We start from the raw sequence: 22246 nt of genomic DNA, 5'->3' as shown, positions 1-22246 counted from the left end.
TCCAATTAGCGCAAAAGTGCAGACAAAACTATCGAAGACAGTAATACGCTAATCGCAAACATATAATAGATTTTATCTATTGCTACATCAAATCTTTCAATCGGAAAAATTAGGAATCGCTGAAAAAATTGATTAACTTTGCGAATGAAGAAATACTGTTTCAAGGATAATGCTCGTCAGGATAGGAGCTATCACAGATAATTCAACAGTTGATTGGTAAAATAAAATACGAATATATAATTAAGGTAAACGGATGGAAAATCAGAAGAAATCGGATATCGGACTTATCGGACTTGCAGTAATGGGCGAGAATCTTGCCTTGAATATGGCAAACAATGGCTGGCAGGTGTCGGTATATAACCGTACAGTACCCGGGATTGAGGAAGGTGTTGTGGAGCGTTTTATGGACGGTCGGGCTAAAGGTAAAAGCATTGAGGGCTATACGGATATGGCATCTTTCGTTCAATCAATAGCTCAACCCCGAAAGATTATGATGATGGTGCGTGCCGGAAAGGCCGTGGACGAATTGATGGAACAGCTTTTCCCGTTGCTTTCTCCGGGCGATATAATGATTGACGGAGGTAATTCAAACTATGAAGATACCAACCGTCGTGTGGCTTTGGCCGAAGAAAAAGGCTTCCTGTTTGTGGGAAGTGGCGTTTCCGGTGGCGAAGAAGGTGCATTGAATGGTGCATCCATTATGCCCGGTGGCTCGAAAGAGGCTTGGGAAAGCGTGCAGCCTGTGCTCCAAAGTATTTCGGCTAAGGCGGAAGACGGCAGTCCTTGCTGCCAATGGGTAGGTCCTCAGGGGGCTGGACACTTCGTAAAAATGATTCACAACGGTATTGAATACGGAGATATGCAGCTCATTTCCGAGGCATACTGGGTAATGAAGCACCTCGGCGGTATGACAAACGAGGAGATGGCAGACGTATTCGAGGGATGGAACAAGGGCAGACTGAACAGCTATCTGATTGAGATTACTGCACAGATATTGCGCCATCGTGAGGCAGACGGCAGCTACCTGATTGACCATATTCTCGATGCTGCTGGACAGAAAGGCACCGGTAAGTGGTCGGTTATCAACGCAATGGAACTCGGTATGCCGTTGGGATTGATTGCAACGGCCGTATTCGAGCGCAGTCTTTCGGCTCAAAAGGATATGCGCGGACTGGCTTCGACGGCTTTTCCACAGTCAGATGTCAAGCAGGTAGCCGACCGTGAGACATTATTGTCAAACGTTTATGCCGCCCTCTACGCATCAAAGCTCGTGAGCTATGCACAGGGATTTTCCGTTCTTCAGACAGCAAGCGACAAATTTGACTGGAATCTCGATATGGCTTCCATTGCTCGGATGTGGCGTGGTGGCTGTATCATCAGGAGTGCATTCCTCAATGACATTGCAAAAGCGTATGAAGGCAGCGAGAAACCAAAGCATCTGCTGCTAGCCCCTTACTTCACTGCCGAAATGAATGAGTTGCTGAACGGATGGAAGCAGCTTGTTGCGCTTGCATTAACAGAGGGGCTGCCTGTTCCGGCTTTCTCTTCTGCATTGAATTATTTCTACTCTCTCACGTCAACAGACCTTTCTGCGAATATGATTCAGGCGCAGAGAGATTACTTCGGAGCACATACTTTCGAGCGGAAAGACAAAGAACGTGGCGAATTTTTCCACGAAAATTGGACTGGTCGTGGTGGCAATACAAAGTCGGGAACATATAATGTATGAGATTAGAAACATATAATGCACAATGAAAAATGATGAAAGATGGCATCATCGTCCATCATTCAATCTCAAAGACACAAGAAAATGGATAATTTTTCAATGATAATATTCGGGGCTTCAGGCGACCTTACCAAGCGAAAACTTATGCCTGCTCTCTATTCGCTCTTCAAAGACGAGCGGCTTACGGGCGATTTCTCCATCATCGGAGTATCACGTACCGATTATGAAGACGCAGAATATCAGAAATACATACTGGAACAGCTTCACATTTTCGTGAAGGAAGAGGAACGGGATGAGTCTACAATGAAGAAGTTTGTGGGACATCTGCATTATCTTTCAATAGATCCTGCAAAGGAAGAAGGCTATCCTCTGCTGCGTCAGCGCATTGCAGAACTCACCAAAACAGAAAATCCGGACAATCTTCTCTTCTATCTTGCCACCCCACCTTCGCTATATGGTGTTGTGCCTTTGCATCTGAAACGTGCTGGATTGAACACTCCGGGATCGCGAATCATCGTTGAAAAGCCTTTCGGATACAATCTTGAGTCGGCATTGGAGCTTAACAGGATATACAGTTCAGCATTCGAGGAACATCAGGTATATCGTATTGATCACTTTTTGGGCAAGGAAACGGCGCAGAACTTACTGGCATTCCGTTTTGCCAATGGCATTTTTGAACCTCTCTGGAATCGTAATTACATTGACTACGTAGAGGTTACGGCAGTTGAGAATCTCGGAATCGAAAACCGTGGTGGCTTCTACGACACTACGGGTACGCTTCGCGATATGGTGCAGAACCATCTCATACAGCTCGTTGCACTGACAGCGATGGAACCACCATCAAAGTTTGATGCAGATTATTTCCGTAATGAAGTGGTAAAGGTGTATGAATCGCTGAGACCTCTCACTGAAGAAGATTTCAATGAAAACATCGTTCGAGGGCAATATATGACTGAAGGCGACAAGAAGGGCTATCGTGAGGAGAAAGGTGTCAATCCAAACTCGCGCACCGAAACTTATGTTGCAATGAAACTGGAGATAGACAACTGGCGATGGAACGGCGTTCCTTTCTACATTCGCACAGGAAAGCAGATGCCTACGAAGGTAACGGAAATCGTGGTTCACTTCAAGGCGGCACCACACCAGATGTTCAAGGGAACGTTAGGGCAGCATCCACGTCCCAACAAACTCACACTTCGCATCCAACCCAACGAAGGAATGGTGCTGAACCTCGGTATGAAGGTGCCCGGTTCCGGCTTCGACGTGAAGCAGGTTGCAATGGATTTCACTTACGACAGTATGGATGGCAAATCCATTATGGATGCATACGCAAGACTGATAGACGACAGCATCAAGGGCGACCCTACACTCTTTACCCGCAGCGATGCGGTGGAGGCATCGTGGAAGTTCTTTGATCCCATCCTGAAGTATTGGGAAGAGCATCCCGAAGCACATCTGTATGGTTATCCTGCCGGCACTTGGGGACCTCTCGAGAGCGAAAAACTCGTAAGAGAACACGGTGCAGAATGGACCAATCCCTGCAAGAACCTTACCAATACAGACTTGTATTGCGAACTGTAATTCAAGCTGCCTAAATGCAATATGATAAAGAATATATTTCCCACACCATCAGACACTTCCAAAGCATTGGTTCGTCATATTCTCGAACTGATAAATTCAAGCAATAAAGAAGTATTCAACATCGCGTTAAGTGGTGGCAGTACGCCCGCATTGATGTTCGATATATGGGCTGACGAGTTTTCGGATGCCACGCCTTGGCAGCGAATCCGTTTCTATTGGGTGGACGAACGTTGCGTAGCCCCTGACGATTCGCAGAGCAATTACAGAATGACGCGCGAACATTTATTCAATCGTGTGCCTGTAAATCCCGATAATGTGTTTCGCATTATGGGAGAAAACAATCCTGAAGAAGAAGCCGAAAGATATTCAGCACTCGTAGCCAGACAAGTGCCGATAGTAGAAGGGTTGCCCGTTTTCGACGTGGTTCTTCTGGGTGCAGGCGACGACGGCCACACGTCTTCCATCTTTCCGGGACAAGAAAATCTCTTGACGACAGAAAATGTTTATGCCGTTGGAACGCATCCGACGAGTGGACAGCAGCGAGTGGCATTGACCGGGCAGCCGATTATGCGCGCCCTGAACATCATATTCCTGATGACCGGCGCATCAAAAGCCCCTATTCTGCAATCGTTTGCCGATGAGGCTGACAGCGGTCCTGCTGCCTACATCGTTCATCATTCACTCAGAGAGGTTGAAATATTTGCCGACGAGGCAGCAGCAGAGTAATCTCTGCTCTCTCAGAATCATAAAATATCAGCGCAATCTGCGTAAACCTGTAAGAGAAATTGGCTCTCGCAGATTACGCAGATTGCGCTGATTTCGTTTTATATAAATTCCTTTAAAAGAGATTAATAGATTGTTTATCTAAAGTTTAAATAGAATAAAATCGAATTGCAAAGAAAAATATCTGCGTAATCTGCGCCATCTGCGAGAGATAATGGTCTCGCAGATGGCGCAGATAATGCAGATTAATTTTTATAACAAGAATTTTGCGAGCCCTTACAGGGATAGTTTAAATGCGTATCATTAGGAATTATGTTTACAATACACTCCGAAAAATGAGGGTATTTTGAAAAAAAGATGCCTTCGTCCAAAATTATGGCGTATTTTAGCATATTTATAAACAATTGATTATCAGCGATTATAATTCTGCAATAATTCTTTTTGATTTTTTCTGACGATGTGTTCTTCGTAAAAACACGGTTAAATTATACTTTGAAAGGCTGAAAAATCAGTTGTATTCTTCGCAAAAACGTATTCCATTTGTACGAAGAATGCAAACCAATCTTCGCAAGATAGCAAACCATTTGTGAGAAGAATGAAAAACGGTCATTGAATCCTTGCAATTCAATGACCGTTTTTCGTGTTGGTTTCGTCTGGTTCAGGTAAAATAAAATGCCTGTTTTTTCAGAATAATTTTACATTATTCTTACAAAACAATCCTCTGCTTAATCAATTTCAAGATAGGTTCTGAAGTTCCAATGAATGTTCAGCACCTCCTCTCTCACGCCCAAATCACCATTCCAAAGGATAGATTCGCCAGAGAAATGACGGTCGTACAGATGCTGAACACGTGCTATCTTGCGCTTATTGTTACGCGCCTGCAACGCATCACCGGGAGTTTCGCTCTCCAACTGCAAAGAGGCTTTGCGGAGCTTCTGCATAAATACATCGAAACGATTGTAGAGAAGTGCCTGCTCCAGCATCTTTTGCTGATCCAATTCTGCATCTGCCATATCCAACAGGTCGAGCAAATGCTCGTGGCTCCAGTCTTTCTGTTTTAGCCAAAACCATTGGAAAAGCTCTTCGTTTTGCATCTTGAGAAGACGTTTTGTCAGTGCTTTTTCCTCCTCTTTACCCGACTTGATTGCCGAGAAAACCTCACGGGCGAGCAATGTAGGGTCTGTTGCCATCTCGCGCTCGTCGGCTACGGCTTCTTTTGCAACAACCGTGATGCGCCATCGAGTGTCCTTGTGCTTTACTAAAGCGTTCCTTGAATCATTGAGCAAATCTTTCAATAAACCAGTAGCCTTTGTCTCTCCCACTTTCTCCATTTTTCTGCGCTGATTGCGAATGGAAAGTGTGCCGTCTTCGTACCATACATACTGATAAGCGAGCGAAAGATCGTCGAAACTGATGGCAAAACGGTCGTCGGATTCGTTTCCGAGAAACTTGTAAGTGTAGTGTTTCAAGTCGTCGGCATCGATTTCCAGATTGCCTACAACCATATTACCTTCAGCATCGAAGAGCGAGAAACCAACGAAAGGAAGTTCTATCTCCAGTTGGAAAGGCACAGAATCATTCTCGGGAGTAAGTTCGCAAAACAGCTTTTTTCCATCAGCAAAATCAGCCTTATTCAGTATAAAGCCTTCGTCTGTGCGCTTTGCAAACGGAATCGACACTTCTCCGTGCCACCAGTTTGCCTTTACAGTCGTGGATTCAGGCGTCTGACTGACAATAGTAAGGAATGATTCAGCAGGCATTTCAAGATTTACTATCTCCACCGGTTGCACTTCCTCATCATCATCGCCCAATACCATCGCTTCGATAAGTCCAAGGGGCGCATCGTCTTCCCATTCTTCAGCACCCTTTTGTCGGAAAACCACAAAACTCTGTCGCACGGTTTTAGGTTCTTCGCCCTCTCGACAAAGACGAAACTCGGTGGTCTTGTCGAACAAGCCCATCTTAACGAAAGCATTGTAATTCTCTGGTTTATAACTAACTTCTGTCCAAGCGACAGGCTGAACTGCGTTGCTATCCATCTCTGTATCTAACATTCGATCAAATTTTTTAATGCGCCCATCGGGCAAAAAGGAGTGCAAAATTACAAAATTCTCTTAATTTGTCAGTATTTTTTCTTTCTTTTTTCTCGTAAAAATTCATTCTATTTCTTCTTTCTGACTGGACAGTTTGTCGCCTATAAACACGAGTTCAGCTACTGTCGGAAGGAAAAATGCGTTGCAGCAAATGTAGTTTCCATACTCTAAATACGAAGAATTTATACATTAATATAATTGGAAATCAGAAAATTATATATATCTTTGCAAAATGATATTCTATTTTTCAGGAACCGGAAACAGCAAGTGGGTAGCCGGGATGGTGGCAAATCAGACGGGCGAGAAACTCATTAGCATTCCGGAAGCATTGAAAGGGAATTGTCATTTCCAACTCAAGGAAGAGGAAATGATCGGTTTCATCTTCCCGGTTCACGGATGGAGAGTTCCAAAGATTGTAACCGAATTTCTGCAGAAACTGAGTTTCACGGAAGAAGTTACGGACACGAGGAAACCACATTACTGTTTCTGTCTGCTCACAGCCGGCGACACTATCGGCAAGACAATGGAAAGATTCCGAAAGCAATTCGCTGAAATAAAGTCTGAAACAGCGTTGGAACTCCATTTGGTAGGTTCGCTCATAATGCCGGAATCCTACGTCGGACTGCCGGGAATGGATGTAGACACGGCCGAAAAAGAGAAAAAGAAACTAAAGAAGACCGAAGAAGAAACTGCCGCTTTCTGCAAACTGCTCAACGAACGCGCAAAAAGCAACGACGCACAACCATTAGGATGGCAATCACTTATGCGAGGTCCGATTCCCGGTTTCTTTTCCGGACCCGTTGGTGCAGTATTTACTAATTGGCTCATTTCCGATAAACCTTTCAGAGTGGAAAGCGAAAGATGTGTGAAATGTGGGATATGTGCAAACGTATGCCCGGTAAACGACATCAGAGGTGGAGTGGGGATGGAACCCGAATGGCTTCATAATGGCAAGTGTCTGACCTGTTTTGCGTGCTATCATCACTGTCCGCATCACGCCATTGAATATGGAAACAGAACCCGAAAGAAAGGACAATACTTCCTCGGAAGAAAAAATGAACAGAAAATAAAGCTATAAATACGCCAGTTCGGGATAAGAAAGTTGTTGAAAATGTTGGTAATCTCGCTTATTTTTTGTAACTTTACAGTTGAACATCAATTAATTACAAACAATATAAGCGATGATTACCGAAGACAAAGTTATAGAAATTTTCTGTGTTATTGATGAGTTTTGCAAGAATTTAGGCGCAGAATTGAATAAAAACCTTCAAATAGCTCCCACAGACGAAGGCTACAAGCATGTCAGACACCGTAAGGGGCGTATGTGTGAAAGTGAGATTATGACCATTTTGCTATGCTGCCATTTTGGGACTTTCCGAAACTTCAAACATTATTATCTGTTCTTTGTGAAAGTTCATCTTGCCCAATGTTTTCCCACCGCAGTATCCTACAATCGCTTTGTGGAACTTATGCCTCGGGAGTTCTTTACAATGCTTACTTTTATGAAACTTTACGCCTTTGGCAAATGCACGGGAATCAGCTTTGTCGATAGTACTATGATACCTGTATGCCATAATGTAAGAAGATATTTCAATAGGGTTTTTGAGGGCTTTGCCAAGAGCGGAAAGGGCACAATGGGATGGTGCCATGGCTTCAAACTGCATCTGCTTTGCAATGACACAGGAGAGGTCATAACATTCTGTCTTACACCTGCCAACGTGGCCGACAGAGATCAAAGGGTATGGTCTGTTTTCACAAAAGTGCTCTATGGAAAAGTATTCGCAGACAGGGGATATATCAAGCGGGAACTCTTTGAGGGACTCTTTGAGCAGGGAATACATCTTGTACACGGACTGAAAGCAAAGATGAAAAACAAACTTATGCCTGTGTATGATAAAATCATGCTACGAAAGAGATATATAATAGAGTGTATAAATGAGTTATTAAAAAACAAGGCAAACCTTGTACATTCAAGACACAGGTCGATACATAATTTCATCATAAACTTATGCTCGGCATTGGCGGCGTATTGTTTCTTTGAAAATAAACCGGATGGGCTGTCAGTATATTTGGAAGATAAAAGACAACTGGAACTTTTTTAAGATTTATTATCCCGAACTGGCGTATATATATTCTGTTGCAGATAGGCTTCTTTATATGCAAAACAGAAAGAATGAAATGCAAAGGACAAATTATCCAGACTCATGGAAGTTTATTCCCCGTGATTTCAGATTTTATCCTGAGTACAGAAAAGAAGTTTATGGAATCATTGGCGAAGCCCCTGATCAAAGTTATTATGAATTAGCCTTGAAACACGGTTTTGATTTAGAGAGATTTTATACAAATAGAAAACAATAAGTTGTTCTGAAGAAATTATGCCTGATGGTGGCTTAGAGTTTTAAGGAAAACAAGAACAGATTCAAGGTTTATTTATCCAAACTATAAACGACTACAACGAAAAAGACAGGTTCAACATAATACCAAAACTCTGACAATAGAATTTCACGCAGTATTTGCTCAATAAAAAAGTCTCTTAAACCAAAAGGTTAAGAGACTTTTTCTTATATTAGTTGTTTACTGAACCACCGACAATATCGAGCAATTCGGAAGTAATGGCGGCCTGTCGTGATTTGTTGTACTGGAGTTTTAATCCTCTCAACAATTCATCGGCATTATCCGTAGCAGTCTGCATTGCAACCATACGGGCTGCGTGTTCCGATGCGTTGCTGTCCAACAGAGCTGTATAAACCATCAAGTGCAGAAGTTTAGGAACCAATGAAGTTAAAACCGTCTTCAAATCAGGCTCAATTATGAAGTCGTCATTCAAAGGCTTAACTACTTCCTTTTCCTTTTTCTCAGCTTCCTTGCCGTGTTTCTTGAGATATTCTTGGGTCTTCTTTGTTACAACATTAGAAGTCAAGTCGCGCTCGTGATCAGCATTTAATTCTGATTCCAAGTCGATTGGGAGATAAGTCTTTCTGGTTAGAATTTGACTACCGGCACTCTTGAAGTGATGATAAATCATCTCTACCCTGTCGATTTCCTCATTCATCCAAAGATTCTCTATCTCGACGGCAATGCGTTGGCATTCTTCTGAATTTGGCTTATCAGCAAGTTCTTGGAAATTTCCTGCACTTTTAAGTCCCAGTTTCGTTACCTTCTCAGCTACCTTTCGGCCAATTGGATATACTACGATATCGTCCTTGGACAGACCTTGCTTCAAATATTCGTCTACAATGCTTTGAAACATTTTGACGACATTGGTATTGAATCCTCCACACAACGAACTGTTGGAAGAAAACACCAACAACGCAACTCGCCTGACTGGGCGTTCTACATCGTATGGTGTATCCGTGTCAGGAGTAGAAACCAAAAAACTTTTAAGAATATGCTCAAGCATACTTTCATAAGGAAGCATATTCTCAATGGCAACCTGTGCGTGGTGCAGTTTACTCGAAGCAACCATTTTCATAGCACTCGTAATTTTACGAGTGCTATTTACACTGGCTATTCGATTTTTAATTTCCTTTAAAGATGGCATTTACTAATTCTCTTAATTAAATTGTCCGGAGATATTTTTCATTACCTCTTCAATAACCTTGATATCTTCATCCGACAACTTGCCGGCTGAAAGATTGTCAATTACATCCTGATGGCTTGAACGCAGGCTTTCAAGGAACATATCCTGACATTCTCTGATGTTTTCAACTGGTACAGCGTGCATCAAACCGTGTACACCACAGTAAAGAATAGCAATCTGTTCGCCTACTGGCATCGGAGTATATTGTGGCTGAATAAGAAGCTGATTGTTCTTACGACCTCTATCCAATGTCATTGCCGTAACCTTATCCATATCTGAAGAGAACTTGGAGAAGGCTTCCAACTCACGATACTGAGCCATATCAATCTTCAAAGTACCTGCAACCTTCTTCATACTCTTTACCTGTGCAGAACCTCCTACACGAGAAACGGAGATACCTACGTTGATAGCTGGACGGAAACCTTGATTGAAAAGGTCACTTTCCAGATATATCTGTCCGTCAGTAATGGAAATCACGTTCGTTGGAATATACGCTGAAACGTCTCCCGCCTGTGTTTCGATGATTGGAAGAGCCGTCAATGAGCCGCCACCTTTCACGTGTCCCTTCATACATTCAGGAAGGTCGTTCATATTCTCTGCAATTTCCTGCTGATCGTTCACACGTGCTGCACGCTCCAAAAGGCGTGAGTGGAGGTAGAATACATCACCGGGATATGCCTCACGGCCTGAAGGACGACGAAGAATCAACGATACTTCACGATAAGCAACGGCCTGCTTTGACAAATCATCGTAAACCACGAGCGCAGAATAACCACGATCACGGAAATATTCACCGATGGCCGCACCTGCAAAAGGAGCATAATACTGCATAGCGGCAGGGTCTGCTGCCGTGGCACTTACGATGATTGTGTATGGGAGAGCACCGTGGTCTTTCAATGTTTGTACGAGGTTGGCAACGGTAGAAGCCTTCTGACCGATGGCAACGTATATACAATATACAGGTTTTCCCTGCTCGTAGAAACTCTTTTGATTGATGATGGTGTCCACTGCAATGGCAGTCTTACCTGTCTGACGGTCGCCGATAATCAGCTCACGCTGTCCACGACCGATTGGAATCATTGAATCTACCGCTCTGATACCAGTCTGAAGTGGTTCCTTTACCGGTTGGCGATAGATAACGCCCGGTGCCTTGCGGTCCAATGGCATTTCAAATGAATCCGTCAAGTCGATATCGCCCTTACCATCAATAGCTTCACCAAGAGGATTGACAACTCGTCCTAAGAAATTGTCATTAACTCGGATAGAAGCAATACGATGTGTACGCTTCACACTCTGTCCTTCCTTGATGCCAGCAGTTGGACCGAGAAGAATACAACCAACATTGTCTTCTTCAAGGTTCATTACAATAGCCATCGTGCCATTCTCAAACTCAAGGAGTTCGTTGGCCTCTGCGTTGCGAAGTCCGTAAATGCGAGCCACACCGTCGCTGATGGTCAGTACGGTACCCACCTCATCAAACTTCTCCTCCGCATTGATGCCTTGAAGTGCCTTCAAAAGAACTTCAGACACCTCACTTGGTTTTATTTTATCTGACATGTGTAATTTTCTTTATTTCATTAACTGTGTGAGGACAGCATTGAGCTTTGTCTTCACGCTAGCATCCATTCTATATGTATCATACTCAAGGATGAATCCACCAATAATATCAGGATCGACTTTTGTATTGAATTCCACAGTTCCCTGCGCATTCTCGTGTACCAAAGCCTTCATCTTCTCCTCAATACTTGGCGTTACAGGAACAGCCGTAGTCAGCTTTCCTTGAATAATATTCTTCTGCTTTCTATAAAGAGTGATGTAAGAGTTCGCAATAAAGAGTAGGATCCCTTCTCGTCCCTCTTTCAAAACCAAAGCCAGAAAGGATTTCAAGAGTTCACTAGGCTGATTGCCACAAGCTATCTCGAGAATCTCCTGCTTCTTGTTTTTTGAGAGCATAGGATTGTCTATAGTAAAACGCAGTTGTTCCACTTGAGAATAACTCTCAAGCAAAGTCTGCATCTCCTTATAGAGTTCATCTTCTTGCTTTTGCTCTGTTGCTCCCTTTAGCAAGGCACGAGCATAGCGAACAGATATTACACCTATATCCATAATCTTATTATTTACTTACATTGCTTCCAGTAGAAGAAACATTATCCAGCAATTTCCCTATCAATTCCATCTGCTTTTCATCGCTTGAAAGCTGCTCGTGAAGAATCTTCTCCGCAACTTTCACACTAAGCTCTGCAACCTGACCTCTGATATCACGGAAAGCATTCTGCTTTTCTGCTTCAATTTCTGTCTTAGCTTCAGAAATGAGACGGGCACTTTCTTCACGTGCCTTGTCTTGCGCTTTTTCTACGATGGAGTCACGTGTAGCAGTCGCTTCTTTTAACAAAAGAGCCTGCTGCTCACGTGCTTTCTGCATGACGGATTCACCTTCTTTCTGAATATTGGACAATCTTTCATTAGCCTCGTGAGCCTTGCGGAGACTACTGTCGATATATTCCTTACGCTCATTTACCATATTGATAATTGCCGGAAAACCGAACTTTATCACAATAAATGCAACGATAAGGAAGACAACAGTCATCCAAAAAAGAAGTCCACTACTGGGAATTAATAAATCCATACGCTGGTTTTGTTCTTACATTATTTGTTAATGAGTATATCTTACAGTACCTAACGGCACTTACTCATTATTACATTACGATTGCGAGAATTGCAACGATGACAGCAAAGAAGGCTACACCTTCAATCAAAGCTGCTGCAATGATCATAGAAGAACGAAGGTCACCGATTTTTTCCGGCTGGCGTGCCATAGCATCCATAGCCTGACCACCAATGCGACCAATACCAATACCTGCACCAATAGCAGCCAAACTTGCGCCAAAGGCAGCACCCAACTTTGCGATAGCAACATCTGCTAATAATAATGATAACATAATCTTAAATCTTTAATTTATTAATATTTTACTTTTAAATAGTCTCTTTTATGCTTCGTGGTGCTTTACGTGTGCCTGCGCAATGAATACTGCACTCAACATCGTAAATACCAAAGCCTGAATATAGCTTACAAGGACTTCCAACATCATCATAAACACGCTCATAAGCACGCTTACGACTGTGATACCAGAGCCTGCTGACCAATTCACGACAGCATTGTCTGCGATACCAAACATTATGAATATAATCGCTGCAAATGCCAATGCAATAGCGTGACCTGCCAGCATATTGGCAAAAAGACGGATAATCAATGCCAACGGCTTTGTGAATATACCGAACAGCTCGATAAACGGCATCAATGGTACCGGGAACTTCATCCAAACAGGTACGTCAGGCCAGAAGATTTCCTTCCAATATTCCTTAGAACCTGTGAAGTTGGTAATCAGGAACGTGCAAACGCCGAAGAAACAGGTACAAGCAATGTTTCCTGTCAGGTTACCTCCGCCCGGAGGGAACGGAACAAGTCCCATCAGGTTGGCAAAGAAGATAAAGAAGAAGCAAGTCAATAGCCACGGACCATACTTGCGTGTATCCTCCTCTCCCATACAAGGCTTGATAACATCATCGTGAACGTTCATAATGAACATATGCATCAATCCCGTAAAACCACTTGGTGCAGGATCGTTTGCCTTGTGTTTCTTGCACCATCTTGCCGGAATCAGAATTACAAGCAGCAACACGATGGCATCAACGAAAAGCGTACAGACATTCTTCGTGATTGAAATATCAAACGGAGCAACTTCCTCTCCATTGATTTTTTCAACTATCTTGTTCGGATTCTTCTTATCCTTACCATTTTTGATGAGAAGATTGTAAGGTCCGGGACGGTCGCTTTCGCCGTGTCCTTCAGCAAATTCGCTGCTGCTGAAGATATGCCATCCGGTAGAACTCTTCACAATGATAGGCAAATGAATCACGACTGGGTGCCCTCCAATGTCAGTGATATGCCATTCATAAGAATCTTTGATATGTCCCCACAATATCTCCTCCACATCGACCTTTGCCTTCGTATTCATATCTCGTCCCATTGCCGGAACAAGCGCAATGAAGAGCAACATCAACAAGAGAAGTTGTTTGCAATATTTCATATCTTCTTATTTGTTTATTTTATTATTTTTTTCAACTTTAAAGAAGTAGACAGAGTCCAGAATCAGGTTCGCGAGATAAAAAGTTACGAAAACTGACACGAATGCCACAATCATTTCCTTGTTATTTCTCCAAGCGACAGCCCCGATTATCACAGCCATCAGCGTTACGAACATCTTTGCCATCGAGCCTGCCATATAGAACTTACCTAAAGAATTAGGAGAACTGCTGGCAATAGCTTTCCAAGCCTTGCCGTAAAATATGTTGATGACAAGATAGAATACAGCACTGACCACCAATGGTATTATGAAGTTTGAGCGCATCAAAGCCTGTGTTACGAGCAATCCGGCGAGCGTAAGCCCGGAAACAACCCACAAACTTATCTTATTGTATGTTCTACTTATCTTATCTATATTCGTCATCAGCCTATCCACACGGTTAGATGCTATTACATTTCAACGCAGAGGTTTACCTCGTTCTTCTTTACTTCAACAAATCCACCGAGAACCTGAAGCGTCGTTTTCTCGCTACCGATGGCATAAACCACACGACCGGCAACCAATGTAGAGATAATCGGTGCGTGATTGTTGAGAATCTCGAACTCGCCCACTTCGCCGGGAACGAGAACGCTGTCTACCTCGCCTGCGAAAACTATCTTCTCCGGTGATATTATCTTTAGACTTAACATCAGCAACTATTGTTATTATGTTACAACTTGTTTAGCCCTGAGCAGCTGCAAGAAGTTTCTTAGCCTTTTCCTTCGCATCCTCGATTGTACCGACATTGAGGAATGCCTGTTCCGGAAGGTCATCCACCTCGCCATTCAAGATGCAGTTGAAGCCCTTGATAGTTTCCTCAATCGGAACCATCACACCTGGAATACCCGTGAACTGTTCTGCAACGGTAAACGGCTGCGACAAGAAACGCTGAACACGACGCGCACGGTTTACCACCAACTTATCCTCGTCGGACAATTCGTCCATACCCAAGATGGCAATGATATCCTGCAACTCATTGTAGTGCTGCAAAAGCTGCTTCACACGCTGCGCACAATCATAGTGTTCCTTGCCTACTACCAGTGGGTCAAGAATACGAGAGGTACTTCCCAACGGATCCACGGCAGGATAAATACCCAACTCTGCAATCTTACGGCTCAATTCCGTCGTAGCATCCAAGTGGGCAAAGGTTGTAGCCGGTGCAGGGTCGGTCAAGTCATCAGCAGGCACATAAACAGCCTGTACGGATGTAATAGAACCCTTCTTCGTAGATGTGATACGCTCCTGCATTGCACCCATTTCGCTTGCCAATGTCGGCTGATAACCTACGGCTGAAGGCATACGTCCCAAAAGCGCAGAGACCTCAGAGCCTGCCTGTGTGAAACGGAAGATATTATCGATGAAGAACATAATATCTGCTGCTTCGCCGTTCTTGCCACCGTGGTCGCGGAATTCTTCTGCTACGGTCAAACCTGACAGAGCTACTGAGGCACGGGCACCCGGTGGTTCGTTCATCTGACCATATACAAGCGTAGCCTGAGACTTCTGCAATTCTTCCTTGTCGATAAGGGAAAGATCCCACTTGCCTTCGTCCATTGCCTTGCGGAACTTCTCTCCGTATCGAATTACGCCAGATTCAAGCATATCTCGAATCAAGTCGTTACCTTCACGGGTACGTTCGCCGACTCCGGCAAATACTGAATAACCGTTATGGCCTTTGGCAATGTTGTTGATAAGCTCCATAATGAGCACCGTTTTACCTACACCGGCACCACCGAACAAACCAATCTTACCACCTTTCATATAAGGTTCCAGCAAGTCAATCACCTTGATACCGGTAGACAGGATTTCCTTCTGTGTGGAAAGTTCATCAAACTTAGGAGCTTCACGGTGGATTGGGTACGCTCCTTCCATACTGAGCGTTTCCATACCGTCGATAGGAACACCAACCACGTTCAGCATACGACCCTTGATTTGGTCGCCGGCAGGCATAACAATAGGGCTGCCGGTGGGTTCAACGACTAAGTCGCGCTGCAAGCCCTCTGTATTGTCCATCGCAACACATCTTACCGTGTCTTCGCCAATGTGCTGCTGAACTTCAATAATCAAATCCTGTCCATTTGGACGCTTTACTCGAAGAGCATCGTAAATCCTTGGAAGAACCTTTTCCGGATCTTCTCCTTGAACATCAAAGTAGACGTCAATTACCGGACCAATAATCTGGGATATACGTCCATTTATCTGTGACATACGCTTATATTTTTATATTTTTATTTTCTTTGCTGATTGTTTAGGTTTCTAATCAGATACTCAATTCCGCCAACACCTTTATGAGTTTCTTGTCGAAAGGTTTGTCGGAACGGATTGCTTCCGACAACGGCACATACACCACCTCATTGTTCCTTACGCCAATCATAATGTTGCGCTGCCCCTGCAAGATGGCTTCAATAGCACCCACACCTGTTCGGCTTGCGAGGATTCTGTCGCGTGCCGACGGGCGACCTCCACGCTGCAAGTGTCCGAGAATGGAGACACGCACGTCGTAATCGGGAAATTCTTTCTTCACACGGTCGGCATAATAGATAGCTCCACACTTAGGACTTTCTGAGACAATCACGATACAACTCTTCTTCGACTTGCGGATGCCCCGCTCCATAAAGCGGGCCAACTGATCCACATCCGTTGAATCCTCAGGAATAATAGCTGCTTCTGCTCCGCTCGCAATGGCTGAATTTTGCGCCAGAAAACCTGCATCGCGCCCCATTACCTCTATGAAGAAGATGCGTTCGTGGCTCTGCGCAGTATCTCTGATACGGTCTACACACTCCATAATGGTGTTCATCGTAGTATCATATCCGATGGTGTTGTCCGTTCCGTACAGGTCATTGTCAATCGTTCCCGGCAATCCTATGCAGCAGAAATCATATTCCTGTGCGAAAGTCATCGCTCCCGTGAGCGAACCATTTCCACCAATGACAACAAGCGCATCTATTCCTTGCTTCACAAGATTCTCATACGCTTTCTGTCGGCCTTCTTCCGTTGCGAAACCGGCAGACCTTGCCGTCTTCAAAATCGTACCACCCTGACCAATAATGCCACTTACGTTTTCCGTAGTAAAAGGTTTTATGTCGTTTGTAATAAGACCGTCATAGCCGCGATAAATGCCTTTGATTGAAAATCCGTTGTATATACCAGCACGTGTTACTGCACGAATCGCTGCATTCATACCGGGAGCATCGCCTCCTGAAGTCAGAATACCAATCGTCTTTATCTTAGCCATAAATATCTTATGTTGTCTTTGTCATAGATTAATTGCGCAACAAAGTTAGTAAATTATTATTTATTCACAAAACCTAATCGTGAAAAAAATCTTTTTTTGCTTGTTTTTCTTTCTATCCCGGGGAAATCAACTTTGTAAAAGTTCCAAATTGCCTGCAAAACGTCTTACAAACAGACTCTCTTATGATTTATTGTATATTATCGGATTCTATCCTGATGAAGATTTCCTCGCCCATCATTCAATGTTTTTCTTCAGCAATCCTCTCAAAAAGAAATAGAGTTCCTCCTGTAATCTGAACAGAAGCCAACAGCCACGGAACGGCATATATCCGAATTTTCGCATTAAACGGCGTGGCAATCTTTCGGTTTCTATCGACTGCCACATCTTTTTAATCAATGCCAAACCCTCTTCGCTGCTTTCAGGCGGTAAATGGTTTCGATGGAGATAGTAGAACATATAGAGTCCTACGATGTTCAGCCAACGCATCTCTTCATATATATCGAGGATTTCATCCGATACGTTCAGGCCCTCCAGTTGCTTCTTCATACTCCAGTTGGCACGAAGATAGTCGAATCTCTTCGGACTTATGGCGTGCGTAACCGAATCAGAATGCTGCCTATAATAATAGGTGGCTGTGCTTTTCCTTACCTTTCGCGAATTAAGGTAGTGCAGACGCGTCGTATTATCGTCGCTGTAAGCACGCGAGGAGTCGTCGTAAGGAAATCTTTTGTGTATTTCTTTCCTCACGGCATACACACCGTGAATCTTCCAAGTGAGGCTGTCCACGAACGCCTTTTCGCCCGTTTTGCTTTCAAAATCAGGCATAGCATAGACTTCCTGACGCTGCTCTCCATAATAATAGACCACATTGAACAGCACGGAATCCGTATCGGGGGCAGAATCGAACGTTTCCACAATATTATATAAGGCATCGGGCGCAAGCCAGTCGTCGCTGTCCACAAAGCAAATGTATTCTCCCGATGCTGTTTCCAAAGCTCTGTTGCGTGCAACTGCCTGCCCGGAGTTCTGTTCCAGTCGCATCACGCTTATGCGCCTGTCCCTGTTCTGATAGTCCTCCAATATGGAAAAGGAACTGTCTTTAGAAGCGTCATCAACGCATATAATTTCAATATCTTGCAGCGTTTGGCTCAATAAAGAGTCAAGACATTGATTCAGAAACTTTTCTGCGTTGTAGACAGCTACTAATATACTAATCCTTGCCATTTTTTCTGAAGCGATTGGTAATTTTTGAAGCCAGACTGTTCCATAGTCCCACCTTTGAACGGAGAATGGTTATCGAAGTGGCGATACTCATTATCGCCAGCAATGCTCCGATTCCCCAGTACACCAAAGGGCTTGGCGACGAGGTGCAGACATACGTAAGGATGCCGATTGGAATCTGAATGGCTGAATAGAGGAATATATTTGCCGTAGGTCTGTAATTGTATCTCCATCTGGCATAGACGAAAACAACGATGAAATCGATGATTCCCGCTATCGTAATTCCGAAACCTGCCCCTACAAGGCCATATTTGTTGAACAGCAGCATAACGAGCAGCACCAGAACGATGTCGTAGATAGCCTCGAGCAGCAGATAGGACAGCGAATCGCCCTTGGCAAGGGGAATGTACTGCACCGGCAGTTTCAACGCCCTGAAATACATTGCAAGCATAACCACCTGCATCATTCCCAATGCCGGCATAAACCTGCCCGTATATAACAGAGGAAGAAGAAAGGGAAGGAAGAGCGCAAAGACGACCAACAGGGGCGAAACGAGCAAGAGCATCACTTCGATCTGCCGGCTTACCGTCTGATTGAAGCTGAAATCCATTCCGTTCATACCAGAAAGACGAGGAAAAAAGTCCGTTTCCATCGCCGAAAACACCATTCCCACGTAGGTCATCGTCATCATATAGCCCGCATTGAAGAGTCCCACGGTTTCTATTCCCGCCACATTGCTCAGGAAACTCCTGATGAGGAAGTCGGCACCTGAACCCAAAATGCCGGCAAGAACGAACGCCAATCCCAACTTCATCATTCCGAAACCCTTGCCGAGAACGGTTCGGCTCTTCGTCAGTTGCACAGGATAGAGCTTATAGGAAAAGCCGATGGTAATGCACATTTGTATCAGAGCCATTATAACCAACGACGGAACAATGGCCTGTTCGCGGAAAAAATAATATAATGGAACCGACGTTACCAGTGCGCCCAACACATTATAGATAGACGTTACTGCCAGTTCCTTGAGCTTTCGGATGCCTTTCAGCACCGCCAATTCGCCTCCGGTAACAGCCGTTATGGCTACAATCGGCGAGAGGAGTGCAAAGTGCAGCGTGTGTCCGTGCCAAGAAAAGGTAAACTTGCTCAGCAAAGGACTCAGCACCATTGCGAGAAACATACCCAAAAGCCCGGTTATCAAGCTCCACGAACGCACAATCCTTATCTGTTCTTTCAGTTTCTCCTCGCATCCTTTGTCGTAGAACTCCGAAATATTCTTTACGGCACTCATCGGAATACCGAAGTTCGTGGAGTCGCCAACGAGCTTCAACGTGGAGTTGAACAGCGAAATAAGTCCCATTCCTTCGGGGCCCAACAACATAGCCACGAGCTTGTTACGCACGATTCCTACAAGAATGTTCAATCCCTGCACGCCACCAAAAAGCCCGGTATATCTTACAATATGCGAATAGCCGTCTGTTTTTTTCATTAATATTTAAACGGAAGTTAAAAGTTTTTATTATTTTTGCAATATATATTTATGAAACTAAGTGCAATTATCATCGTCTGCAATGTTGAGAAAACGCTTTTAAATGCCCTGAAGCTCACTATTTTCAAAGCACGGACAGTAGAATTTCGCACTTAACCTAACTGGAAGAAAACGCCTATGCAAACCAAGTCGATTACTCCGCAAGCCTCTAAAGCCAATCCTTTGATCAGCTTTATCATCACTTATCACAATCAGCCGTATCCGATGCTGAAAGAATGCGTTGAGAGTATTCTCCGTCTTTCGCTGAGCAATGAGGAAAAAGAAATCATTGTCGTCGATGATGGGTCAGCCAATACTGTTTTGAACGATTTACTGTCATTGTATCAGCGCATTAAGTACTTTCGTCAAAGCAATGCCGGAGTAAGCGCGGCAAGGAATATAGGAATAGACATTTGCAAAGGAAAATATGTTCATTTCATCGATGCCGACGACTATCTCATTTCCCCTGCATACGAGCATTGCCTCGACTTGTTGAGATTCAGGCAGCCCGATGTGGTATCGTTCGACAAAACAAGCAACCCCGATGACACCTCGGAGCCGAACGATTCCGAACCGATAGACGGCATAGCTTTCCTGAACCATCAGAACATCAAGGGGGCGATATGGGGGTATATCTTCGACAAGAACCTACTGATAAACCTGAAATTCAACGAAAATACTTCATACGGTGAGGATGAGGAGTTTACGCCACAGTTGCTTTTACTTTCAGAACGACTTATCAGCACGGATGCAAAAGCCTATTTCTACCGTCAGCACAGCGACTCCGTCATCCACAGAAAAGACACCAAGTCGGTATTAAAGCGTCTCAACGACAACTTCGACGTGATTTGCAGACTGAATGAACGGACGGACACGCTGCCACCGAGGGCACAGCAGGGATTGAAACGAAGGGTGGCGCAGCTCACGATGGATTATCTCTACAATCTTATCGTACTTACAAAGGATGCACAATACCTTGAAAAAGCCGTCAGAAAACTCTACGACAAGGGGCTTTTCCCATTGCCCGACAGAGACTACACGAAGAAATATAAACTTTTCAGAAAAGCCGTCAATTCAAAATCGGGTCGCCGTGTGCTGCTGATGGTGTTGCCAAGAATGAAAAAAGAAGAATGAAGATATTGCTTTTAGGAGAATACAGCAACGTGCATTGGACGTTGGCTGAGGGTTTGCGCACGCTCGGCCACGAAGTAACCGTGGTTTCTAACGGAGACTTTTGGAAAAACTATCCGAGAGACATTGATGTTTCAAGAAAAGATGGAAAGATTGGAGGTATAAGTCTGTTAATCAGGGTTTATTCACTTCTTTGTAAGTTCAGAAATTATGATATAGTCCAACTCATCAACCCTCTTTTTTTTGAGTTCAAAGCCGAAAGACACTTCCGTATTTACAAGTATCTGAGGAAGCATAACAGAAAAATAGTTCTCGGTGCTTTCGGAATGGACTATTATTGGGTTCACACTTGCAGCACAGAAATGCCGTTGCGTTACAGCGATTTCAATATCGGCAGCACGCTGCGAACCAACAAGGACGCGCTGAAAGAGCGAAAAGACTGGCTCAACACTCCGAAAGAGGCGTTGAACAGATACATTGCCGAAGACTGCAATGGCATTGTTGCCGGACTCTATGAGTATTGGGTGTGCTATCATCCCCGCTTCAAGGAAAAGACAACGTTCATCCCTTATCCCATAAAGACAAAGCCGGACGCAGCCGTTTGCAGCAAGGCTGAACTCCCGATAAAAATCTTCGTTGGAATCAGCAAAAGCCGTTCTGAATACAAGGGAACGGACATTATGCTCAAAGCCGCACAGGATATAGAGAATGAATACCCCACCAAGGTTGAACTGAAAATTGCCAATGGAATCCCTTTCAGCGAATATGTTGAGATGATGGAGGGTTCCGACCTCATACTGGACCAACTTTACAGCTACACCCCTTCGATGAATCCACTCGAAGCAATGAGCCGTGGCATCGTATGCATTGGTGGAGGCGAACCTGAAAACTACGAAATCATCGGCGAAAAACGACTTCGCCCCATCGTGAATGTAGAACCGACATACGAAAGCTGCTACAAAGAGCTTAAAAAGATTGTTGAAAATCCCTCGCAGATTCAGCGACTGAAAGCAGAAAGCATTGAGTATGTTCAGAAACACCATAATTATATAAAGGTGGCAAAAGAATACGAAGCATTCTATAAGCAGCTTTTAAAGCAAGATTAAAATTTGCTGACTGGCACATATATTTGTGAATATTATTGACAAAACACGCTGCATAATTCGCTTATTTTGAACAAAAGATTTTTATTTTTCAAATATGCGAATTATGCGTGTGCATTTTTATATAACTGATAAACAGATATTTTCGCTTTAACTTATCAATATTGTGCAATAAAACAGCGATAAATATCTTCCGAAACA

21 protein-coding genes are annotated in these 22246 nt (G+C 43.9%); 8 read left to right on the top strand and 13 right to left on the bottom strand.

The window, feature by feature from the left end:
• The first annotated feature begins 253 nt into the window (after nucleotides 1-253).
• The 3 genes from gnd (at nucleotide 254) to pgl (ending at nucleotide 4033) form a co-directional block, all read left to right on the top strand.
• Nucleotides 254-1729, top strand: a complete 1476-nt coding sequence (gnd, locus tag P150_RS0101420) for a decarboxylating NADP(+)-dependent phosphogluconate dehydrogenase (RefSeq protein ID WP_028896166.1) — start codon at nucleotides 254-256, stop codon at nucleotides 1727-1729.
• Nucleotides 1730-1810: 81 nt separating this feature from the next.
• Nucleotides 1811-3307: a glucose-6-phosphate dehydrogenase gene (gene zwf, locus P150_RS0101415; protein ID WP_028896165.1), complete on the top strand. Its 1497-nt coding sequence runs from the start codon at nucleotides 1811-1813 to the stop codon at nucleotides 3305-3307.
• 21 nt (nucleotides 3308-3328) lie between these two features.
• Nucleotides 3329-4033 carry a 6-phosphogluconolactonase gene (pgl, locus tag P150_RS0101410; RefSeq protein ID WP_028896164.1) on the top strand — a complete coding sequence of 235 codons (705 nt, stop codon included), beginning with the start codon at nucleotides 3329-3331 and terminating at the stop codon, nucleotides 4031-4033.
• A 722-nt stretch (nucleotides 4034-4755) separates the two neighbouring features.
• Here pgl and P150_RS0101405 read toward each other — a convergent pair.
• A complete protein-coding gene (locus P150_RS0101405; protein ID WP_036931973.1) occupies nucleotides 4756-6084 on the bottom strand; it encodes a hypothetical protein in 1329 nt (442 codons plus the stop codon).
• A 271-nt stretch (nucleotides 6085-6355) separates the two neighbouring features.
• Here P150_RS0101405 and P150_RS0101400 point away from each other — a divergent pair, with 271 nt between their 5' ends.
• From P150_RS0101400 to P150_RS17760, 3 genes are all read left to right on the top strand, one after another.
• Complete coding sequence (locus P150_RS0101400) at nucleotides 6356-7201, top strand: EFR1 family ferrodoxin (RefSeq protein WP_028896162.1); 846 nt, start codon at nucleotides 6356-6358, stop codon at nucleotides 7199-7201.
• A 103-nt stretch (nucleotides 7202-7304) separates the two neighbouring features.
• The gene (locus tag P150_RS0101395; RefSeq protein ID WP_028896161.1) at nucleotides 7305-8225 is read left to right on the top strand and encodes an IS982 family transposase; all 921 of its coding nucleotides are present in this window, start codon (nucleotides 7305-7307) and stop codon (nucleotides 8223-8225) included.
• A gap of 55 nt (nucleotides 8226-8280) precedes the next feature.
• Nucleotides 8281-8481 (top strand): hypothetical protein, encoded by a 201-nt coding sequence (locus P150_RS17760; protein ID WP_197018025.1) that lies wholly within the window; start codon nucleotides 8281-8283, stop codon nucleotides 8479-8481.
• Between the two features lie 208 nt (nucleotides 8482-8689).
• On the opposite strand, the gene P150_RS0101385 is transcribed toward P150_RS17760, so the two are convergent.
• The 12 genes from P150_RS0101385 to P150_RS0101330 all read right to left on the bottom strand — a co-directional run bounded on the left by P150_RS0101385 (nucleotide 8690) and on the right by P150_RS0101330 (nucleotide 19772).
• Nucleotides 8690-9664: a F0F1 ATP synthase subunit gamma gene (locus tag P150_RS0101385; RefSeq protein ID WP_028896159.1), complete on the bottom strand. Its 975-nt coding sequence runs from the start codon at nucleotides 9662-9664 to the stop codon at nucleotides 8690-8692.
• Nucleotides 9665-9676: 12 nt separating this feature from the next.
• Nucleotides 9677-11260: a F0F1 ATP synthase subunit alpha gene (gene atpA, locus P150_RS0101380; RefSeq protein WP_028896158.1), complete on the bottom strand. Its 1584-nt coding sequence runs from the start codon at nucleotides 11258-11260 to the stop codon at nucleotides 9677-9679.
• Nucleotides 11261-11272: 12 nt separating this feature from the next.
• Nucleotides 11273-11809: a F0F1 ATP synthase subunit delta gene (locus P150_RS0101375; protein ID WP_028896157.1), complete on the bottom strand. Its 537-nt coding sequence runs from the start codon at nucleotides 11807-11809 to the stop codon at nucleotides 11273-11275.
• A 7-nt stretch (nucleotides 11810-11816) separates the two neighbouring features.
• The gene (gene atpF / locus P150_RS0101370) at nucleotides 11817-12329 is read right to left on the bottom strand and encodes a F0F1 ATP synthase subunit B (RefSeq protein ID WP_028896156.1); all 513 of its coding nucleotides are present in this window, start codon (nucleotides 12327-12329) and stop codon (nucleotides 11817-11819) included.
• Nucleotides 12330-12399: 70 nt separating this feature from the next.
• On the bottom strand, nucleotides 12400-12642 hold the full coding sequence (gene atpE, locus P150_RS0101365) for an ATP synthase F0 subunit C (protein WP_028896155.1): 243 nt from the start codon (nucleotides 12640-12642) through the stop codon (nucleotides 12400-12402).
• Nucleotides 12643-12690: 48 nt separating this feature from the next.
• Complete coding sequence (gene atpB / locus P150_RS0101360; protein WP_028896154.1) at nucleotides 12691-13791, bottom strand: F0F1 ATP synthase subunit A; 1101 nt, start codon at nucleotides 13789-13791, stop codon at nucleotides 12691-12693.
• A 6-nt stretch (nucleotides 13792-13797) separates the two neighbouring features.
• A complete protein-coding gene (locus P150_RS0101355) occupies nucleotides 13798-14211 on the bottom strand; it encodes a hypothetical protein (protein ID WP_028896153.1) in 414 nt (137 codons plus the stop codon).
• 26 nt (nucleotides 14212-14237) lie between these two features.
• Entirely contained in the window at nucleotides 14238-14477 is a 240-nt protein-coding gene (gene atpC, locus P150_RS0101350) for an ATP synthase F1 subunit epsilon (RefSeq protein ID WP_028896152.1), read from the bottom strand.
• Between the two features lie 31 nt (nucleotides 14478-14508).
• The gene (atpD, locus tag P150_RS0101345; protein ID WP_028896151.1) at nucleotides 14509-16035 is read right to left on the bottom strand and encodes a F0F1 ATP synthase subunit beta; all 1527 of its coding nucleotides are present in this window, start codon (nucleotides 16033-16035) and stop codon (nucleotides 14509-14511) included.
• Between the two features lie 52 nt (nucleotides 16036-16087).
• Nucleotides 16088-17065 (bottom strand): 6-phosphofructokinase, encoded by a 978-nt coding sequence (pfkA, locus tag P150_RS0101340; protein WP_028896150.1) that lies wholly within the window; start codon nucleotides 17063-17065, stop codon nucleotides 16088-16090.
• 234 nt (nucleotides 17066-17299) lie between these two features.
• Nucleotides 17300-18289 (bottom strand): glycosyltransferase family 2 protein, encoded by a 990-nt coding sequence (locus tag P150_RS0101335; protein WP_028896149.1) that lies wholly within the window; start codon nucleotides 18287-18289, stop codon nucleotides 17300-17302.
• Nucleotides 18276-19772, bottom strand: a complete 1497-nt coding sequence (locus P150_RS0101330; RefSeq protein ID WP_028896148.1) for an oligosaccharide flippase family protein — start codon at nucleotides 19770-19772, stop codon at nucleotides 18276-18278. The genes P150_RS0101335 and P150_RS0101330 overlap by 14 nt, the downstream gene beginning before the upstream one ends.
• A gap of 177 nt (nucleotides 19773-19949) precedes the next feature.
• Between P150_RS0101330 and P150_RS0101320 the strand changes: the two genes are divergently transcribed.
• On the top strand, nucleotides 19950-20945 hold the full coding sequence (locus P150_RS0101320) for a glycosyltransferase (RefSeq protein ID WP_028896147.1): 996 nt from the start codon (nucleotides 19950-19952) through the stop codon (nucleotides 20943-20945).
• Nucleotides 20942-22048: a glycosyltransferase family 4 protein gene (locus P150_RS0101315; RefSeq protein WP_028896146.1), complete on the top strand. Its 1107-nt coding sequence runs from the start codon at nucleotides 20942-20944 to the stop codon at nucleotides 22046-22048. Before P150_RS0101320 ends, P150_RS0101315 begins: the two co-directional genes overlap by 4 nt.
• Nucleotides 22049-22246 lie beyond the last annotated feature (198 nt).

The organism is Prevotella sp. HUN102 (assembly GCF_000688375.1).
Lineage (GTDB): Bacteria > Bacteroidota > Bacteroidia > Bacteroidales > Bacteroidaceae > Prevotella.
Note: the sequence above shows the minus strand (reverse complement) of the source record. Positions and strands in the feature narration are given on the sequence as shown.

Bases quoted from the DNA above. Each gene is read 5' to 3' on its own strand.
- zwf (WP_028896165.1), top strand. From the start codon at position 1,811: ATGGATAATTTTTCAATGATAATATTCGGGGCTTCAGGCGACCTTACC.
- P150_RS0101320 (WP_028896147.1), top strand. From the start codon at position 19,950: ATGCAAACCAAGTCGATTACTCCGCAAGCCTCTAAAGCCAATCCTTTG.
- atpF (WP_028896156.1), bottom strand. From the start codon at position 12,329: ATGGATTTATTAATTCCCAGTAGTGGACTTCTTTTTTGGATGACTGTT.
- P150_RS0101385 (WP_028896159.1), bottom strand. From the start codon at position 9,664: ATGCCATCTTTAAAGGAAATTAAAAATCGAATAGCCAGTGTAAATAGC.
- P150_RS0101335 (WP_028896149.1), bottom strand. From the start codon at position 18,289: ATGGCAAGGATTAGTATATTAGTAGCTGTCTACAACGCAGAAAAGTTT.
- pfkA (WP_028896150.1), bottom strand. From the start codon at position 17,065: ATGGCTAAGATAAAGACGATTGGTATTCTGACTTCAGGAGGCGATGCT.
- P150_RS0101395 (WP_028896161.1), top strand. From the start codon at position 7,305: ATGATTACCGAAGACAAAGTTATAGAAATTTTCTGTGTTATTGATGAG.
- atpC (WP_028896152.1), bottom strand. From the start codon at position 14,477: ATGTTAAGTCTAAAGATAATATCACCGGAGAAGATAGTTTTCGCAGGC.
- gnd (WP_028896166.1), top strand. From the start codon at position 254: ATGGAAAATCAGAAGAAATCGGATATCGGACTTATCGGACTTGCAGTA.
- P150_RS0101315 (WP_028896146.1), top strand. From the start codon at position 20,942: ATGAAGATATTGCTTTTAGGAGAATACAGCAACGTGCATTGGACGTTG.
- P150_RS17760 (WP_197018025.1), top strand. From the start codon at position 8,281: ATGCAAAACAGAAAGAATGAAATGCAAAGGACAAATTATCCAGACTCA.
- P150_RS0101405 (WP_036931973.1), bottom strand. From the start codon at position 6,084: ATGTTAGATACAGAGATGGATAGCAACGCAGTTCAGCCTGTCGCTTGG.
- atpD (WP_028896151.1), bottom strand. From the start codon at position 16,035: ATGTCACAGATAAATGGACGTATATCCCAGATTATTGGTCCGGTAATT.
- P150_RS0101375 (WP_028896157.1), bottom strand. From the start codon at position 11,809: ATGGATATAGGTGTAATATCTGTTCGCTATGCTCGTGCCTTGCTAAAG.
- atpB (WP_028896154.1), bottom strand. From the start codon at position 13,791: ATGAAATATTGCAAACAACTTCTCTTGTTGATGTTGCTCTTCATTGCG.
- atpA (WP_028896158.1), bottom strand. From the start codon at position 11,260: ATGTCAGATAAAATAAAACCAAGTGAGGTGTCTGAAGTTCTTTTGAAG.
- P150_RS0101355 (WP_028896153.1), bottom strand. From the start codon at position 14,211: ATGACGAATATAGATAAGATAAGTAGAACATACAATAAGATAAGTTTG.
- P150_RS0101330 (WP_028896148.1), bottom strand. From the start codon at position 19,772: ATGAAAAAAACAGACGGCTATTCGCATATTGTAAGATATACCGGGCTT.
- P150_RS0101400 (WP_028896162.1), top strand. From the start codon at position 6,356: ATGATATTCTATTTTTCAGGAACCGGAAACAGCAAGTGGGTAGCCGGG.
- pgl (WP_028896164.1), top strand. From the start codon at position 3,329: ATGATAAAGAATATATTTCCCACACCATCAGACACTTCCAAAGCATTG.
- atpE (WP_028896155.1), bottom strand. From the start codon at position 12,642: ATGTTATCATTATTATTAGCAGATGTTGCTATCGCAAAGTTGGGTGCT.